General features: G+C 51.9%; 17 protein-coding genes and 1 tRNA gene. 9 read left to right on the plus strand and 9 right to left on the minus strand.

Annotation, left to right across the window (positions count from 1 at the left end; genetic code table 11):
- Positions 1-15: 15 nt before the first annotated feature.
- Positions 16-92, minus strand: a tRNA-Arg gene (locus tag ACP5PX_RS00915).
- 85 nt (positions 93-177) lie between these two features.
- On the opposite strand from ACP5PX_RS00915, the gene ACP5PX_RS00920 reads away from it, so the two are divergent.
- The 4 genes from ACP5PX_RS00920 to ACP5PX_RS00935 all read left to right on the plus strand — a co-directional run bounded on the left by ACP5PX_RS00920 (position 178) and on the right by ACP5PX_RS00935 (position 2,884).
- Complete coding sequence (locus ACP5PX_RS00920; protein ID WP_428083052.1) at positions 178-1,104, plus strand: S1C family serine protease; 927 nt, start codon at positions 178-180, stop codon at positions 1,102-1,104.
- A 5-nt stretch (positions 1,105-1,109) separates the two neighbouring features.
- Positions 1,110-1,319, plus strand: coding sequence for a zinc finger domain-containing protein (locus ACP5PX_RS00925; protein WP_428083054.1), 210 nt, complete (start codon positions 1,110-1,112; stop codon positions 1,317-1,319).
- A gap of 10 nt (positions 1,320-1,329) precedes the next feature.
- Positions 1,330-1,587 carry an elongation factor 1-beta gene (locus ACP5PX_RS00930; RefSeq protein WP_428083056.1) on the plus strand — a complete coding sequence of 86 codons (258 nt, stop codon included), beginning with the start codon at positions 1,330-1,332 and terminating at the stop codon, positions 1,585-1,587.
- An 88-nt stretch (positions 1,588-1,675) separates the two neighbouring features.
- Positions 1,676-2,884, plus strand: coding sequence for an aminotransferase class V-fold PLP-dependent enzyme (locus ACP5PX_RS00935; RefSeq protein ID WP_428083058.1), 1,209 nt, complete (start codon positions 1,676-1,678; stop codon positions 2,882-2,884).
- Here the strand turns inward: ACP5PX_RS00935 and ACP5PX_RS00940 are convergent.
- Complete coding sequence (locus ACP5PX_RS00940) at positions 2,879-3,907, minus strand: histone deacetylase family protein (RefSeq protein WP_428083060.1); 1,029 nt, start codon at positions 3,905-3,907, stop codon at positions 2,879-2,881. The two genes, ACP5PX_RS00935 and ACP5PX_RS00940, sit on opposite strands and share 6 nt — an antisense overlap.
- Positions 3,908-3,910: 3 nt before the next feature.
- Positions 3,911-4,588 carry a diphthine--ammonia ligase gene (locus tag ACP5PX_RS00945; RefSeq protein ID WP_428083062.1) on the minus strand — a complete coding sequence of 226 codons (678 nt, stop codon included), beginning with the start codon at positions 4,586-4,588 and terminating at the stop codon, positions 3,911-3,913.
- Positions 4,589-4,661: 73 nt separating this feature from the next.
- On the opposite strand from ACP5PX_RS00945, the gene ACP5PX_RS00950 reads away from it, so the two are divergent.
- Positions 4,662-5,018 (plus strand): hypothetical protein, encoded by a 357-nt coding sequence (locus ACP5PX_RS00950; RefSeq protein ID WP_428083064.1) that lies wholly within the window; start codon positions 4,662-4,664, stop codon positions 5,016-5,018.
- A gap of 15 nt (positions 5,019-5,033) precedes the next feature.
- Here ACP5PX_RS00950 and ACP5PX_RS00955 read toward each other — a convergent pair whose 3' ends face one another.
- Positions 5,034-6,944 carry a U32 family peptidase gene (locus ACP5PX_RS00955; RefSeq protein ID WP_428083066.1) on the minus strand — a complete coding sequence of 637 codons (1,911 nt, stop codon included), beginning with the start codon at positions 6,942-6,944 and terminating at the stop codon, positions 5,034-5,036.
- Positions 6,945-6,979: 35 nt separating this feature from the next.
- Between ACP5PX_RS00955 and ACP5PX_RS00960 the strand changes: the two genes are divergently transcribed.
- Positions 6,980-7,900 carry an EamA family transporter gene (locus ACP5PX_RS00960; RefSeq protein WP_428083068.1) on the plus strand — a complete coding sequence of 307 codons (921 nt, stop codon included), beginning with the start codon at positions 6,980-6,982 and terminating at the stop codon, positions 7,898-7,900.
- A 3-nt stretch (positions 7,901-7,903) separates the two neighbouring features.
- Here ACP5PX_RS00960 and ACP5PX_RS00965 read toward each other — a convergent pair whose 3' ends face one another.
- Positions 7,904-8,557: an adenylate kinase gene (locus ACP5PX_RS00965; protein WP_428083202.1), complete on the minus strand. Its 654-nt coding sequence runs from the start codon at positions 8,555-8,557 to the stop codon at positions 7,904-7,906.
- A 64-nt stretch (positions 8,558-8,621) separates the two neighbouring features.
- Here ACP5PX_RS00965 and ACP5PX_RS00970 point away from each other — a divergent pair, with 64 nt between their 5' ends.
- Positions 8,622-9,098, plus strand: coding sequence for a Holliday junction resolvase-like protein (locus ACP5PX_RS00970; RefSeq protein ID WP_428083070.1), 477 nt, complete (start codon positions 8,622-8,624; stop codon positions 9,096-9,098).
- A gap of 14 nt (positions 9,099-9,112) precedes the next feature.
- Here ACP5PX_RS00970 and ACP5PX_RS00975 read toward each other — a convergent pair whose 3' ends face one another.
- Both ACP5PX_RS00975 and ACP5PX_RS00980 read right to left on the minus strand, forming a co-directional pair.
- Positions 9,113-10,339 carry a tripartite tricarboxylate transporter permease gene (locus ACP5PX_RS00975; protein ID WP_428083072.1) on the minus strand — a complete coding sequence of 409 codons (1,227 nt, stop codon included), beginning with the start codon at positions 10,337-10,339 and terminating at the stop codon, positions 9,113-9,115.
- Positions 10,340-11,005, minus strand: a complete 666-nt coding sequence (locus tag ACP5PX_RS00980) for an OB-fold nucleic acid binding domain-containing protein (RefSeq protein WP_428083074.1) — start codon at positions 11,003-11,005, stop codon at positions 10,340-10,342.
- A gap of 107 nt (positions 11,006-11,112) precedes the next feature.
- On the opposite strand from ACP5PX_RS00980, the gene ACP5PX_RS00985 reads away from it, so the two are divergent.
- Positions 11,113-11,724 (plus strand): proteasome subunit beta, encoded by a 612-nt coding sequence (locus tag ACP5PX_RS00985; protein WP_428083075.1) that lies wholly within the window; start codon positions 11,113-11,115, stop codon positions 11,722-11,724.
- A 17-nt stretch (positions 11,725-11,741) separates the two neighbouring features.
- On the opposite strand, the gene ACP5PX_RS00990 is transcribed toward ACP5PX_RS00985, so the two are convergent.
- Both ACP5PX_RS00990 and ACP5PX_RS00995 read right to left on the minus strand, forming a co-directional pair.
- A complete protein-coding gene (locus tag ACP5PX_RS00990; protein ID WP_428083077.1) occupies positions 11,742-12,713 on the minus strand; it encodes a sugar phosphate isomerase/epimerase family protein in 972 nt (323 codons plus the stop codon).
- A gap of 74 nt (positions 12,714-12,787) precedes the next feature.
- Positions 12,788-13,369: a hypothetical protein gene (locus ACP5PX_RS00995; protein ID WP_428083079.1), complete on the minus strand. Its 582-nt coding sequence runs from the start codon at positions 13,367-13,369 to the stop codon at positions 12,788-12,790.
- A gap of 90 nt (positions 13,370-13,459) precedes the next feature.
- On the opposite strand from ACP5PX_RS00995, the gene ACP5PX_RS01000 reads away from it, so the two are divergent.
- A complete protein-coding gene (locus ACP5PX_RS01000; RefSeq protein ID WP_428083081.1) occupies positions 13,460-14,698 on the plus strand; it encodes a threonine synthase in 1,239 nt (412 codons plus the stop codon).
- Positions 14,699-14,790: the final 92 nt, after the last annotated feature.

Below are 14,790 nucleotides of genomic sequence, written 5' to 3' on the forward strand. Positions count from 1 at the left end.
AATCAGCTCGAAGGATGGCGGGCCCGTCGGGATTTGAACCCGAGTCCTAAGCTCCGCAGGCTCATGTCCTATCCAGGCTAGACTACGGGCCCATTACCAATTTATCTTTAACCTTTAATTTGATGAGGTAGGTTTTTAAGAGGGCGTCGGTCACATTATACCAAAGTGGGGTTTTCAATGGTCGGTTCAGCGACCTTAGATGCAATCGAGCGTGTCAGCCGAAGCGTGGTCAACATCAGCACCCTTTCTCAGATTCGGGACGTCTTCTTCAGGCCGATTCCGCTGAAGGGCATGGGATCTGGGGTTGTCATCAGATCCAGTGGCTACATCCTCACCAACAACCATGTGGTTCAAGGGGCCGACAAAATCACCGTCACCTTTCACGATGGTAGAGTGATGGAGGGCAGGGTGGTTGGTACATGTCCCAGCTTTGACGTGGCGGTGATCAAGGTGGAAGCTGAGAATTTAGAAGCGGTGGAGATAGGAGACTCCGATAAGCTCAGGGTCGGACAACCGGTTTTCGCCGTTGGAAATCCTTTCGGCTTGGCGGGAGGCCCCACCGTAACCTCCGGAGTCGTGAGCGCATTGGGACGAACGATACAAGCAGAGAGAGGCACGCTGGATAACCTCATTCAGACCGACGCGGCTATAAACCCCGGAAACAGCGGTGGCCCGCTTGTGGATGAGAACGGCAAGGTAATCGCGATTAGTACTGCGATAATCCCGTTTGCTCAGGGAATAGGCTTTGCCATTCCAATTAAGGTGGCCATTCGTTGTGCCGACGATATAATCAGGTATGGACGTGTTCGGATACCTTGGCTGGGAATAGACGGCGTGAGCATAAACGAGGCTGTTGCTTATCGATATAACATCCCAAGCGCTGTTGGTGTTCTCGTCGTTAGGGTCGTCGAGGGAAGCCCGGCCGATGTTGCCGGGATTTCGCCCGGAGACGTGATTTTGGAATTCGGGAAGAAGCCGGTGAGGACAATCGAGGAGCTGAGGCGGAAGATAATGTCCAGCAACGTCGGTGACGAGGCCCAGATTAAGATAATCCGCGACGGACAGAGTCACCAAGTTAAAATCACCCTCGGGGCAATGCCTTAGGTGAGATGTTAATTTTTATAGATGTTCCAACCAACGGATATGGCGAGACCATGACAAACGTTTGCACCTCTTGTAGTCGGGACATCCCACAGGGTGAGATCGTCGTGAAGTTTCCCTGCCCCAGCTGTGGCGAGGTCGAGATCCTGCGCTGCGCCAAGTGCCGGCGCCTCAGTAATCCCTACCGCTGCCCTAAATGTGGGTTCTCGGGGCCGTGAGGTGTTTAAGGTGGCCGAGGTCGCCGTTACCTTGCGCGTCATGCCCGAAAGCGCCGAGTTGGACTTGAACCAGCTCGAGGCTAAGATCCGGGAGCGTGTTAAGGTTCACTCAGTTTCCCGGGAGCCAATTGCCTTTGGACTGGTGGCGTTGAGGGTGGTGGCCATCGTTGAGGATGCTGCGGGAGGAACCGAGCCTCTGGAGAACGAAATCTTGGGCATCCCCGGCGTGGGCAACGTTCAGGTAACCGGCATCACGAGGCTTTTGTGAAATTTAAGCGGTCTCGAGCGGTTGTTAGGGAAAACAGATTAAGGCAGTAAGGATAATTTAGACTTGAATATGGGGTGGGGCGGAAATCTTGACCAAGAGCGTTGATGAGGTTAGGGCGGATATACCGTTTTTGCGCACGGGAATTATCTACCTGGACAATGCCGCCACCACACCCACGCCCGAGCCGGTGATTGAGGCAATGTTGAGTTACTACCACGAGTTCAGCGCAAACGTGGGTCGGGGTTTGCACCGGGCGGCCAAGCGTGCCACTGAAGAATTCGAGGCGGCCCGCGAGAAGGTTGCCCGCGTCATAGGCGCCAAGCCTGATGAAATAATCTTCACCAAGAACACGACCGAGGCCATAAACCTCGTTGCCCGCGGGCTGGGTCTGAAAAGGGACGACAAGGTAATAACGTCTTTGTTTGAGCACCACAGCAATCTTTTGCCTTGGCAGCGGCTGGAGAGGGAGCGTGGGGTGAAGCTGGAGGTGGTGGGGAGCTCCCGAGAGTGTCTGCTTAATCCCGCCGAGTTCGAGGCAGCGATTGACCGGAACACCCGCCTCATAACCACCCACCATGTTTCTAACGCAATCGGCAGCGTACAGCCGGTTGAGGAAATCGGTAAGTTGGCCCGGGATTATGGGGTCCTTTACTTAGTCGATGCCGCGCAGTCGGTAGGGCATATGCCCGTTGACGTTCGCAAGATTGGCTGTGATTTCATGGCGGCGCCCGGGCACAAAGGCCTCCTTGGTCCGCAGGGAACTGGCTTCCTTTACGCCCGTGAGGACAAGATTTCCGCGCTGGAGCCTCTTTTGACAGGAGGGGGAATCGTGGAGGATGTCGACCTGCACAGCGCCAGGCTTGTCGATCCCCCTCAGATTTTCGACGCCGGGACGCCGAACATTCCGGGCATCATCGGCTTGGGCAGGGCCTGCGAGTATGTGATGGACATTGGCATTGATAAAATTGCGGAGAGGGAGATGGAGCTTACTAGGCGCATGCTTAAGATAGCGGAAAACAGCAGAGTTGAAGTCTACGGTCCCAGAGGCTTGGAGCGGCGCGGAGGGGTGGTTAGCTTCAACATCAGCGGGCTCAGCCCTCACGAGGTGGCCTCCATGCTCGATGAACTGGCCAAGATCGCCGTTCGTTCCGGGCACCACTGCGCCCAGCCCACCTTCAGGCATCTGAGGATCAACGGCACCGCCCGCGCCTCGGTTCACTATTTCAATCTGGAGAGCGAGGTAGAAAAGTTCGTGGAGCTGGTAGGAGAGATAGCTAAGGAGTTAGGGACTTTATAGCGACCATTTCTCCGAGAGGGCCATTTTTACCTCATCGATTACTTTCAAATGATTTCTTACTTCCGGAGTAGCGAATTTTTCACCCTGCATTGCTCGAACTACATAGACAGCACCGCTGGCGAGGGCTTCTAGATCATATCCACCTTCGAGGAGAAAAACCACCCTTCCCTTACACCACTTCTCCGCTTGGTCAATCACGGTGCTGGACAGCCAACCGTAGGCTTGGGTGGATAGATGCAGTCCAGTCAGAGGATCGTCGAAGTGGGCGTCAAATCCCGCTGAAACGGCGAAGAACTCCGGCTTAAATTTTTCACAGAGCGGGATGAAGATTTCCCTCATTGCCCCCCAGTATTCCGCATCACCGCTGCCTGGCGGCATCGGTACGTTGACCTTTAGCCCACGGCCTTTGCCCTCACCAATCTCGTCGGGAAATCCGGTACCGGGGTAGAGCGTCAGCGGGTGCTGGTGCAGTGACATGTAGAGCACGCTCGGGTCATCATAAAATATCTCCTGCGTCCCGTTCCCGTGATGGGCGTCGAAGTCGAGCACAAAAAACCGTTTCAGTTTGAAGTCTCGCTTCAGGCGTTCAATCATTATCGCGACGTTGTTGAAGTAACAGAAACCTCCGCCGCGGCTTCGGCCAGCGTGGTGGCCCGGTGGCCTCACTAGGGCAAAGGCATTTTTGACCCGGCCTGACATCACGATGGTGCCGGCATCAATCGCCCCACCGGCGGCGAGCAGCGCCAGCTCAAAGGTATTTTTTTTCGTAGGGGTGTCGCCGTCGATCGGCCTTTCCATTGCACTCATTTTTTCCACGAGTGAGACGTATTCGGGGTCGTGGACCAGTTTGATGTCTTCGGGCTTGGCGGGGCGAGGCTCGATTACCCCGATTTCCGGCGTCTGCCAGAGATTGAACCTCTTCAGCCCGTTGACGATTGCCTTCAGACGTTCTGGCCTTTCCGGGTGACCTAGGCCCGGGTTATGTTCCAGATATTTTTCCGAGTAAACAAGCGCGGTTCTCATGGTTCACTTCTCCACAAATTTAGCTTCCTTGATAAGTAAATACCCATTGGTCCCCGTCCAGATCTTTTCCACATTTACGGCTTCAATTCTTTTTTTAAAAAGAGGCGCGTCTAGAACGAAGCTCTCATATTCCCCGCCCTCGCCGCTAGGATTTATCCCATACTTTTTACTCAACTTCTCCAGGTCCTCGATGGTCCCCTCGTCGATTCTCCTACCCAGCCAGCTCTGGTCAAATCCTTGGGCGGAGACGCTGGTGATAATGATTTCAAATCCTGTTTTAGTCATCTTATAAAGGATTTCAATAGGGTTGGATCCCCAGAGAGGAGAAAGGGAAACTAGGCCCAGCTCTCTGGCGATTAGGTCAATCCTGTTTTTCTGGTACGAGCTGGAGATGCTTCCGCTGACGATTCCCTCTATCTCTTTCCTCACCCCTTCGATGGCCTCTTTAAGGTCCCTGAGTTCGCTCTCTTTTTCACCGGGCGTCTGCCGGATAATCTGTTTGATCCCCATGGCCTCAGCTTGTAGCTTGGTGGCTTCGATGTTTACTGAGTGAAACATCCAAGAGTAGGGGTTCTTGGGGAACATCGTGATGAGGTATTTCACTTCCAGCCCCCTTTTGAGGGAGAGATAGGTGGCGTAAGTTGAGTCCTTTCCCCCGGTGAAGAGAACGGCGGCTTTCATCTGAGCACGACCAATCAGGTGGATTTAATTTCAACTTTAAATAGATAGGTTCAGAATTAATTTCGGTGCCCGGGTGAAGAGACCGCTGGTAGCCCTTCTGGTTCTTGTGGCTGGAGTATTTTTGATGCTGGAAGGCTCAAAACTTTACACCGTTTCATTTTTGACCGATTTAATTCTGCTCATCGGCGGTGCCGTTCTCACCATATCCTACCTACCGCTAATGGGAGACTACCTTACAAAAAAATTCGGCGGAAACTCTGTCATAACTTACCTCCCCGTTCTCGCAGTTTTAGGTGCTGGATTGATCTGGCAGTCGGGCTTTAGAATTCTGGCCTTGACGGACAGGATTATTTTTGTCGTTATTGGGGCAATCTTACTGGCCGCTTCTTTGATTTATCTCCGTGGCATCATGAAATCTGGTTCGAAATGATTCCACCGGCCAGACTTAAATTACTCCCCGGTTAAAGTGTCCCGTTGTATAACCTTTCCTTATTTTGCAGTCGTCAAATGGTTCGAAGTTCAATATTTTTCGATAGATGCGTATGAACCTATCGACGTCCTTCTCTACGTCGATATAAAAATATTTTATGTCGGCTCGGACGTAGTCGCGAGCCTTGTTGAACAAACCCAGTTGTTTCCAGTTTAGTATTTCTGTTATGCCGTGGTTGTTTCTGACCCTGAAACGTCTGCCCTGCTCGTCGATGAGTTCCTTGGCCTTCAACTTCTGCCTACTGTTCATTAATACGATGTCACCGTGGATCATCACGATGAAACGCTTGTTCTTCAGCGAGACCATTTCTCGGAAATTTAGTTCTGGAGAGATGATGGGGATGCCCGGGTAGCAGCTGAGATCGACGTCGTTGAAACAGTTGAAGGAATAATCCAAGTGGATGTCGATCCCATTCAAAAATGGCAACAGCCCCCGATTACCGACCAGCACACCTTCGGGGCCTATTTGTTTTATTTCTTCAGCGATTTCAACCAGACGTTGATCCGAGATTATTCGCGGGGTGTAGACGAAGAATCTAGATTTCTTCACCAAGTTTTTAACTTCCCTGCAATCTTCCTTGAGGACATCGTAGTAAACCACGTCAGCACCAGCTTCTTCGGCGGCTATCGCCATTTCGCGATTGTAGACCTTAGCAAAGATTTTGACAGCCGAATTGTTTTCAACTGGTTTAAAGCTGGGCAGCGTGATTTTGTTCGTTTTCAAGGTTGCTTTTACAGGTTTTATTTCATCGCCCAGTTCAAGCCTAATGTCAACAGATGAGGTTTTGTATATCAGGGAGCCGTCATCCGCTCCCCTAGTGTCTATCTCAACCTCGTCACCGGCAAAAGCCTGTTCCACCTCAACGCCGTCTTTTAAAATTCTGCCTACCTTGTATCCCCGAATTTCCTCGTTGATCCAGATGGCCACCCCATCGCCGATTTTCAGGCCGGCCCTTAGTCTCAACTTGCCGCCCTTGATACAGCCAAGAAACAGACCCCGGTTCTTCGGACTTTTTGAGTCCACGATGTTGTCGTTGAAGGCGAAGCCGGTGGTGAACCCCCTGTTGAAGACGACCATGAGGTCTTCGATGTCCTTTTTATCAACCTTGAAATTCCCCTGATAATAGGCGTCGATGTATTTGTGATAGATGCGAGCCACCGTGGCTACATAGAGCGGGCCCCTCAGCCGCCCCTCGACCTTCAGGGACTTAACGCCGGCCTCGATTATCTCGGGAAGCTTTGGCAATAGACAGAGGTCCATGGTACTCAGCGGATACTTGTTGTTGTATTTCTTCCGGCAGGGCTGGGCACACATTCCCCTGTTGCCGCTCCTGCCACCGGCGATTGAGGAGAAGAGACATTGCCCGCTGTAGCTAAAACAAAGTGCCCCGTGGACGAAGACTTCCGTGGGGAATTTTTGAGACATGGCCTTTACTTCCCCGTAGGATAGCTCCCTAGCGAGAATGACTCGGTCGATGCCCTTAGGTATCGAATAGCTGTTGACCGTTGTTGCCTGCGTGGAAAGATGGATCTCCAGACCGGGGAAGTTTTGCCTGATCAACGGGATGAGGCAATGGTCTTGGATAATGATGGCGTCAGCTCCAGCAGAATAGGCCACGTTAATCAGCTTGAAGTAGTCCTCAAGTTCATCATTTTTGACTAGGGTGTTGAATGCCACGTAAACCCTGACTTTTCTTTCGTGACAGTAATTCACGGCACTGAAGATGTTTTTCTCGTTGAAATTTTCGGCCAACATTCTGGCGTTGAATTTGCTCAGGCCGAGATAGACGGCGTCGGCTCCATTTTTTACCGCGGCCCTTAGGCACAGCTCATTGCCAGCAGGCAGAACCAGTTCCACTTTCGACATCCGAAAAGATAGTTGAACCTCTGTTTGTAAAAGGTTTGAACCAACTTAATATCGGCGCGCCGCCACTTATTTTGGAGGTCGAAATCAGGAGGGATCCGATGAACATCTCAGCAGGGGTGCCTTTTGGGTTGGTGGCGATGCTTTCTTGGGGCATAGCCGATTTCTTTGCGGCCAGAGCGATTAGAAACGTAGGAGTGTTCAAAACGCTTGTCTGGGGGCAAACTATCGGCCTGCTGGTTTTGATTTTCACCTCTTTCTTGGTCGGAGTCTTCACCCCCACTATTGACATGATTGGGATTATTTTGCTTGCCGGATTTCTTAACGTGGTCGCCTGTTTGTCTTTTTATCAGGGACTACAGGTCGGGAAGGTTTCCATAGTCAGTCCCGTTTCAGCTTCCTGGGTCGTAGTTACCGTCATTCTGAGCTTAATTTTCCTCGGAGAAACTCTTTCCTCATTGCAGGCCGCCGGCGTTGTTCTTACCATTTCTGGAATTTTTCTGATTTCTTTCAGATTGCGGGACCTCTTTGGTCTTAGGTTGAAAAACATCGCCGCCGGGGTGCAGTTTGCGGCAGTGTCGATGGTGGCCTGGGGAGTGCACTACATTTTCTTCGATATCCTTGTCGCTGGATGTGGCTGGTTCTTGCCTGTTTTAGCGGTCAAAGCTGTCACCGTGTCCTGCTTGTTGCTGTACGCAGGCTTTGCGAAGAGGGATGTCTCCTATCCGAGGAATGTAGCACCTCTGGTGATTATGGTTGGATTTTTAGAGGCCGCGGCTTTCTTGTCCTACGGAGCCGGAGTGTCCTTAGAGTTCACGGCAATCGTGGCTCCAGTTGCGGCAACTTTTCCCTTGGTGACCATTGTGCTGGCTAGGATATTTTTCAAGGAGATGATGGAGGTTAACCAGAAAATTGGTATCGGCGCGGTATTATTGGGCTTGGTTTTGCTATCAGTTTGATTTTTAGCTTACCAAATTCAGTTTTTTCAATCCTGCCACGATTTGTTCAGTAATCAACTCTGGAGGGGCATCCACGGAGTTGCAGGTGACGGTTATCACCGGTATCCTTTTCTTGTAATATTCCAGCAGAGGTTCGGTTTGTTTTTCATAAACCCGGAATCTTTCCTCGATGACCGACTCTTTATCGTCGTCCCTCTGATAAAGAGGTCCGCCGCATTTATCGCAAATTTCATCAACCTTCGGCTTTAGTACAAGGAGGTTGTAGACCGCCCCGCAATTTTTACAGACCCTTCTCGCCGAAAGCCTTTTCACGATGATCTCCTTAGGTACCGACAAGTTGATGCAGGCGTCTATTTTCACGATCTCATCTAGGGCCCTGGCCTGTTCCAGCGTTCGGGGAAAGCCGTCAAGGATGAAACCATTTTTACAGTCGGGCTGATTGATCCTTTCCCTTATCACTTCAATCACGATTTTGTCCGGAACCAGCTGACCGCTGTCCAAATATTTTTTAATTTTTTTGCCCAGCTCCGTACTTTCTTTAATTTCATTCCTGAAGATGTCTCCCGTGGAGATGGCCGGGATGTTAAATATTGATTTTAGCCTTGAGGTCTGGGTGCCTTTGCCCGATCCCGGTGCTCCCAGCATTATCAGTTTCACCCTCATCGCCCCGTCAACGTTTTTGGTTCAAGAATCTATTTGAGCACCCCTATAATAAACTGTCGTGGGAAAGGCTCTTGGAGGTTCAAAACCGTGGTTTATTGAAGGGGGTGAGCAGATCATTGAAGTAATAATTTTTATTCTGGGGCTGCTGCTGGGAATCGCCTTGGCTTTCATCTACTTAAGGGGACAGCTGGCGATTCGGTTTGAGCGCTGGAAGTCAGAATTTGAGGAAAGGATCAGACAGGAGGTCCTCGAGAGAAGCCGCGCCGTGCTCAAGGGAAAGATAGCCGAACAGCTCGCCCCGCTGTTGCCCATGTTCAAGTATGAACCCGCCGACGCAAGATTTCTGGGTTCCCCTGTGGATTATGTGGTTTTCGAGGGTTACAAGGAGGGAGAACCAAAAGGGGTGGTCTTCGTTGACATCAAGACGGGCAAGAGCGCCGATCTCACGCCGCTACAGCGGAAATTAAAGCAGGTGATTGAACAGGGAAGGGTGCACTGGGAGACCATTCATCTGGGTGGCTTAGAAAGCGAATAATTTTTTGGTGGTGCTTAGAGGCCGAGGATGTCCAAAGCGCTGCCTTTTACACCAGCAAAGAAGAGGATGCAGGGTACCATGAGCACTCCCATGGCGTGGGTCCTTTTGACCTTTGATACGGCGGGCAAAATCCCGATGGCCGTGGCGGTGGCGAGCACCAGAATTCCCATCACTCCGGAGCAGTGAATGGTGAGTGCGAGTATGAATACCATGACGGTGATACCGAGGCCACGATAGGGAAAACGGTCTATGTATCTTGCGGCAAGCTTCCCCAGCTGGAGCTGCAGGTTTGCTGCGATTCCTCCAGCAAGTAAAACCGCGCCGATGATTAGTAGCGGGGTGATGGTCCCTGTATCCATGATCTTCTCGACGGCAACCGCGGCCCCGCTTCTGGCCCTCCCGATGGCGAAGATGGCAACGAAGGAGAAAACTGCCTTGGAGACGTTCACGCTGCTCACTGATATTAGAAATTCTTCGTTGCCTTTGGAACGTACAGCCAGCTGGGCCAGCACGGTTCCCTGTGACGGACCGATGCTCGGCACGATTCCGGTCAAAATTCCTGCAGCGGCTCCCGCACACACGGGTTTTAATCCCGTTTTGATATTCACCGGTTCATCTTCAGTATGCTGTTCCGGAAGAGAGCTGCAGTTGAAGATGCTGGGCAACAGCACGCTAACTCCGAAAAGGCCGGAAAGCAGGGGCAGCAGAGAGGAGTCTGCAGGCATCAGTCCGGTGTCCAGTGAAAAAAGACCGAGTAATCCAGACATCAAAAAGATCGCCGCGGCCCAGACAATTTTCCTCAAGGAGCGCTCTAGAAAAATCATTATTCCGGCGACAGCGAGAAGCAACCAGTGCATCTGGGGCCTGATGGCGGCATAAATCGGTCCGATGACGGGCATGAGTGGCAAGGCCAGAGCCGCGGACAGCAACACTCCACCTAGGCACCCGGTTGTTGTGAGCCTTATTGCCTGATACCCCCTACCCTCAAGAAGAAGCCGGTGTGCGGGCAGCACGGACAACTCGTTGCCTTCTTCCGGGGCCGCCAAAAAGGTTGCCGGAATGTAGCTGATGAAAGCGTTCGTGATCGACATGGCGACTATCAGAGCCGCCATCTCCGCCGAGGCACCGGTGGAAAGAGCGATTAGAATCGGAGCTAGGTTATTGACGTGAAGGCCCGGAATCAGACCGGTCAGGGTCCCTAGAGCCACACCCGCCAAGACGTGGGCGAGCGTTTCCAGCATCTAGGCATCCTCGATCACATGCAAATGCGAGGCGCTAGTTAACTTCAGCTCGACTTTTCCGTTGTAGAGCTGCACCCAGCCGTCCACTCGGACGGTATCACCGACGTGCACTTCGGGCAAGCCATCTTCGACAATCCAAGACGGAATGAAGACCTGTATCAGGTTACCGTCATCTTGTAGCGTCAGCACCAGATTTCCGCTCCCAACGATTTCACGCTTGGAGATTACACCTTGGACCTTGGCTGGAGAGCCGGCGTTTGCCTCGGTGATTTCGGACAACGCCACCGGCGCTGTATGCACGACTTTGATGTCTTCAGCTTCCTCTGGAATAACTTCAAACTCCCCTTGGTAGAGGGCGACCTCCCCCGTTATCTCCACGTTGTCCAGCAGCTCAATTAAGTCCTCAAGTTGGGCACGGGTTCGGGAGAAAATCGGCACGTTGACGAGGCTGCCGGACTTATCCTTCACCTTCAAAAAGAGGTGCCCCGCCTCATGTTCCCGATAGTCGATGACCTGTCCCGACACGGAGACCCTAAGACCGATGAAGCTCTCGTTCAGGCTAGCGATTGGCGTGATTCTAGGCCTGTTCGAGATCGCGGCCGCATATATGGCGGCCAAGCCCACCAAGGAACATATCAGGCTCAGCTTAGCCATGTTTCTTGCCATGTTTTACCCAGCGGTGCTTTGCGGGATGGTTTTTAATAAGTGAAAAAGCCGAGCAGCGGGGAGACGATAATTATTATAACCTGTGGGTTTAGTTAATTTTGATCTTCATGTTTGGGTTCACCGGTACCGTAGTTGGTCTGAGATGCAAGGAAGGCATAGCGCTGGCATCGGACACCCGCGGTACTTCATATTACCTTGTGGTCAGCAAGAGGGTTCCTAAGTTGTTTAAGCTTGACGATTTCATCGGTGCCGCGATTGCGGGAAATTCTGGAGATATTCAGAGCTTTGTGAGCCTGCTCCGGGCCGAGGCCAACCTCTATCGGTTGAATCAAGGCCGCCACATCACGACAAAGGGCTTGGTGCAGGTGGCATCGAACCTCCTCTTCGGCAGGCGGGCTTTTCCCTACATTGTCGCCGGCATTATCTCCGGCATAGACCCAGAGGGACCCAACCTGTATTTCCTTGACCCGGTGGGCGGGAAGATTGAGGAGGAGAAGTTTGCCAGCGCTGGAACGGGGTCGACGATTGCCTACGGGGTCCTCGAGCAAATGTACCGAGAGGACATGTCGTTGGAGGAATGTGCTAAGCTGGCGGCGCAGTCGATAAAAACGGCCATCGAGAGAGACGCAGCCACGGGTGAAAAAACAGTGGTGGCGATCATCGATAAAAATGGTTACCGGGAACTCTCTGACGAGGAGATCGCTAATTTACTCAGATAATCAAGATTTTTAGGCAGCTAGCCAAAGATGGGGAGCAAGTAGTCAGTTTCCTTGCGGAGAATCTCCTTATAATTTATCGCCTGTTCGATGCTTTTGACCTCCGTTTCCACGACGACGGTCTCTGCCCTTTTTATCTTAGCCAGCCTCGCATAGCGCTCGAGGTTGTAATGTTTTAGTAACCCCCATTCCAGATGCAATGGCGGTCGTAGGGTCATTTCTCCGGGAACGTAGTCGCTCAAATGAAGCTCCTTGATGTAATCGGGCGGTATTGGTTCAAGAGCGCTTTCCGGTTGTGGTGGCGTTTGGTGGGTAAATTCGGCATTGGTCAGCCAATTTCCTATATCGAAGTTGAAGTAGATAGGGAGGTCCTGTTCCCTGAGCTTTTTCACCAGTTTGAGACATTCATCGATTTCGCTGCAGATGCCTTCAAAGGCAGTGTTGTTCTCCAAGTGAAGGGCCAAACCTAGCTCCCGGGAAAACTTTCCGAGTTCCACTAGGCTATTGATTAAGGCGTTGTGTACCATCTCTCGATAATTATCAGTCCTGTTTTCTGCAGGGACGTTTCCTGGACGCAGATTTACGTATTTAGCCTCGACATCGGCGGCCAGTTGGATGTGTTTTTTCTGGATTTCTGTTGCGGCTTCCCTGTCTTCTTCCCGGAGCGAGCCGATGCCACCGTTGGCGAAAGAGTGGGGCAGGTTTACGGACAAGGTTATTCCGTTTGAGTTGGCGAGTTCTTTGATCCGTTTCCTTTTTTCAGGGTAAAAGTCCAAGTAGGCGTCGGTGGCGTCAAGTTCGATTTCAAGGTGTGGCATCCCGAGATCGGTGATGATTTTAATCTGCCGTTCAACGTTCAAAGTGGCCTTTTTAAAAACTTCAGGTTTAATCGATTTTAGGTCTAGGTTCCCCTTTATGAAGGCGAGCCTTTCCCTTTCGTCGAGGTGTTCTATCAGGAGACAGTTCTTGAAATTTCGGCCGAGGTTAACCATTTTTATCCCAGTATAAACTATTGCGTTGCTTTTTACGCTTTACGGGGTTATCAGAAAAGAGTCTATTCCAGCTTTTATTCCAAGGCCTTACGTCCCAGCTCCGTCGGTTTGAGTCGGGAATCCAAGTATTCCAGTATCTGGAGCCTTCTTATCTGGCCCTTGGCAACGATTAGTGGCATGCCGGCAGCGGAAGCCGCTCGATCTATCGATGCCCCCTTATCCAGAGCTTTCATTATCGTTCGCCCGGCTTCGCCCACCAGAATTTCGTCGGCTATCCTCCTCTTCACCGCCGGGTCTATGTTGGGCCTAGCGTCCATTATCCTGGTGAGAAGCTCGAAGCCCTCCACATCGCCGTATTTGCTGCGAAGCACCTTTTGAGAGATGGTCGAGCCAGCAATGGCTCCCCGAAGGCTCTCCAGGTCCCTGATGAATTGGAAGAGCTCTTGGTAGCGTCTCAGCTTGCCCTCTTCGCTGAGCCCAAGGGCGTTACGCAACGATTCGTTAGCTTCCCTCAGCACCCTCAGCTCTTCGCGTTGGGCCTCGATTTCCTGTTGTAACTTGCGCTGGCGTGCCCCGCCACCGGAGTAAAGTATCCAGCCCAGAAGAATTAGGATGATTGCGACCAGAAATATTTCAATCCAGATATCAACTGTCATCCCATCTCCCATACAGGTTTGAGTGTCGGGGCATTTAAAACTACAGGGCACTTCATTATCTTAGGGTGCAAAGGGGGCGGAGGTGAAATATTGCCCTTTTCAGAGCTCAGATGTCTCCGGTGTGGAAAGGTGCATCGGCCAGCTAAGAATCTCTACGTCTGCGAGAAGTGCGGCGGGAAGCTTGAGGTGATTTATGATTATCAGGTTATTGCAGAGAGTGTCAGCAAAAAGGAGCTGGTCAAAAGAAAGGGAGGGGTTTGGAAATATTTTGAGTTGTTGCCTTTGATGAATAGAAAAAACATCGTCTCGCTTGGAGAGGGAGGCACGCCGCTGATTCTGGCGAAAAATCTGGCAAAGGAGCTGAAGATGAAGCAGCTGTACCTAAAGGATGAGACTAGGAACCCGACCTCCTCGTTCAAGGATCGGCCCATGAGTGTGGGGGTGTCGAAGGCGGTGGAGTTTGGTGCCCGCGCGGTGGTCTGCGCTTCAAGCGGCAATGCTGCCATAGCTCTCTCCGCATATGCGGCCAAGGCGGGGATCAAATGTCACGCCTTTGTTCCCGCTGGTGCCCCGGAGAGCAAAGTGGCCCAGTTGCTGATGCACGGAGCCCACGTCGTCCAGCCCCAGGCGACCGGAGAAGGGGACCCGACCTATAGACTCATGTGTGAGGCTTGGAGAAAGTTCGGCTGGCATCCGATACCTAGTGGGGGGGCCTTTAACCCCTACCAACCTGAGGGCTCGAAGACGATTTCCTATGAAGTTTGCGAACAACTGGATTGGCAAGCACCTGACTGGGTAATTGTTCCCACCGGTGCCGGCACGCTTCTTTCCGGTACTGCTAAGGGCTATTTTGAGTTCGAAGAGATGGGGCTGATAAAAGAAGTGCCTAGGCTCGTCGCGGTTCAGGCAGAAGGCTGTGCACCCATCGTCAAGGCGTTCAGGGAAGGCACACTGCCTTATGAGATACCTACGTGGCCCAATCCGAAGACAGTTGCGGGCGGGTTGGTCGATCCCTATCCTTGGGACGCCGACACGGCAATCCCTGCGATTAAGCGTTCAAATGGTACTGCCGAGGCCGTCAGCGACGCAGAAATACTAGAAGCTGTTAAGCGCTTGGCTAGAAGCGAGGGAATCTTCGCCGAGCCCTCCGGCGCTGCAGGTTTGGCGGGATTGATTAGATTACTGGACAAAGGCGTCATCTCCTCGTCTGACGTGGTCGTGGTTGAGATCACGGGCGGAGGTCTCAAGGACGTGGCCACAGCATTGAAGGTGGTTGAGAAACCGATAACGATAGAGCCAAAGCTGGAACAGTTGGAAAATCTGTTGTAAAAGATTTGGGATTAGACGCAGGATTTGAAATCAGTTCCATATCTTAAGGAGCATGAGACCGCCCTTTCTTTTTCTCGTGTGCGGAGGTGTAT

It is taken from the genome of Hadarchaeum sp. (SeqCode) (assembly GCF_049969415.1).
In the GTDB taxonomy this organism is placed as follows: domain Archaea; phylum Hadarchaeota; class Hadarchaeia; order Hadarchaeales; family Hadarchaeaceae; genus Hadarchaeum.

Excerpts from the sequence above, each read along its gene's own strand:
- ACP5PX_RS00940 (WP_428083060.1), bottom strand. The coding sequence starts at position 3,907 with ATGAGAACCGCGCTTGTTTACTCGGAAAAATATCTGGAACATAACCCG.
- ACP5PX_RS00975 (WP_428083072.1), bottom strand. The coding sequence starts at position 10,339 with ATGCTGGAAACGCTCGCCCACGTCTTGGCGGGTGTGGCTCTAGGGACC.
- ACP5PX_RS00920 (WP_428083052.1), top strand. The coding sequence starts at position 178 with ATGGTCGGTTCAGCGACCTTAGATGCAATCGAGCGTGTCAGCCGAAGC.
- ACP5PX_RS00955 (WP_428083066.1), bottom strand. The coding sequence starts at position 6,944 with ATGTCGAAAGTGGAACTGGTTCTGCCTGCTGGCAATGAGCTGTGCCTA.
- ACP5PX_RS00995 (WP_428083079.1), bottom strand. The coding sequence starts at position 13,369 with ATGACAGTTGATATCTGGATTGAAATATTTCTGGTCGCAATCATCCTA.
- ACP5PX_RS00990 (WP_428083077.1), bottom strand. The coding sequence starts at position 12,713 with ATGGTTAACCTCGGCCGAAATTTCAAGAACTGTCTCCTGATAGAACAC.
- ACP5PX_RS00980 (WP_428083074.1), bottom strand. The coding sequence starts at position 11,005 with ATGGCAAGAAACATGGCTAAGCTGAGCCTGATATGTTCCTTGGTGGGC.
- ACP5PX_RS00925 (WP_428083054.1), top strand. The coding sequence starts at position 1,110 with ATGTTAATTTTTATAGATGTTCCAACCAACGGATATGGCGAGACCATG.
- ACP5PX_RS00945 (WP_428083062.1), bottom strand. The coding sequence starts at position 4,588 with ATGAAAGCCGCCGTTCTCTTCACCGGGGGAAAGGACTCAACTTACGCC.
- ACP5PX_RS00985 (WP_428083075.1), top strand. The coding sequence starts at position 11,113 with ATGTTTGGGTTCACCGGTACCGTAGTTGGTCTGAGATGCAAGGAAGGC.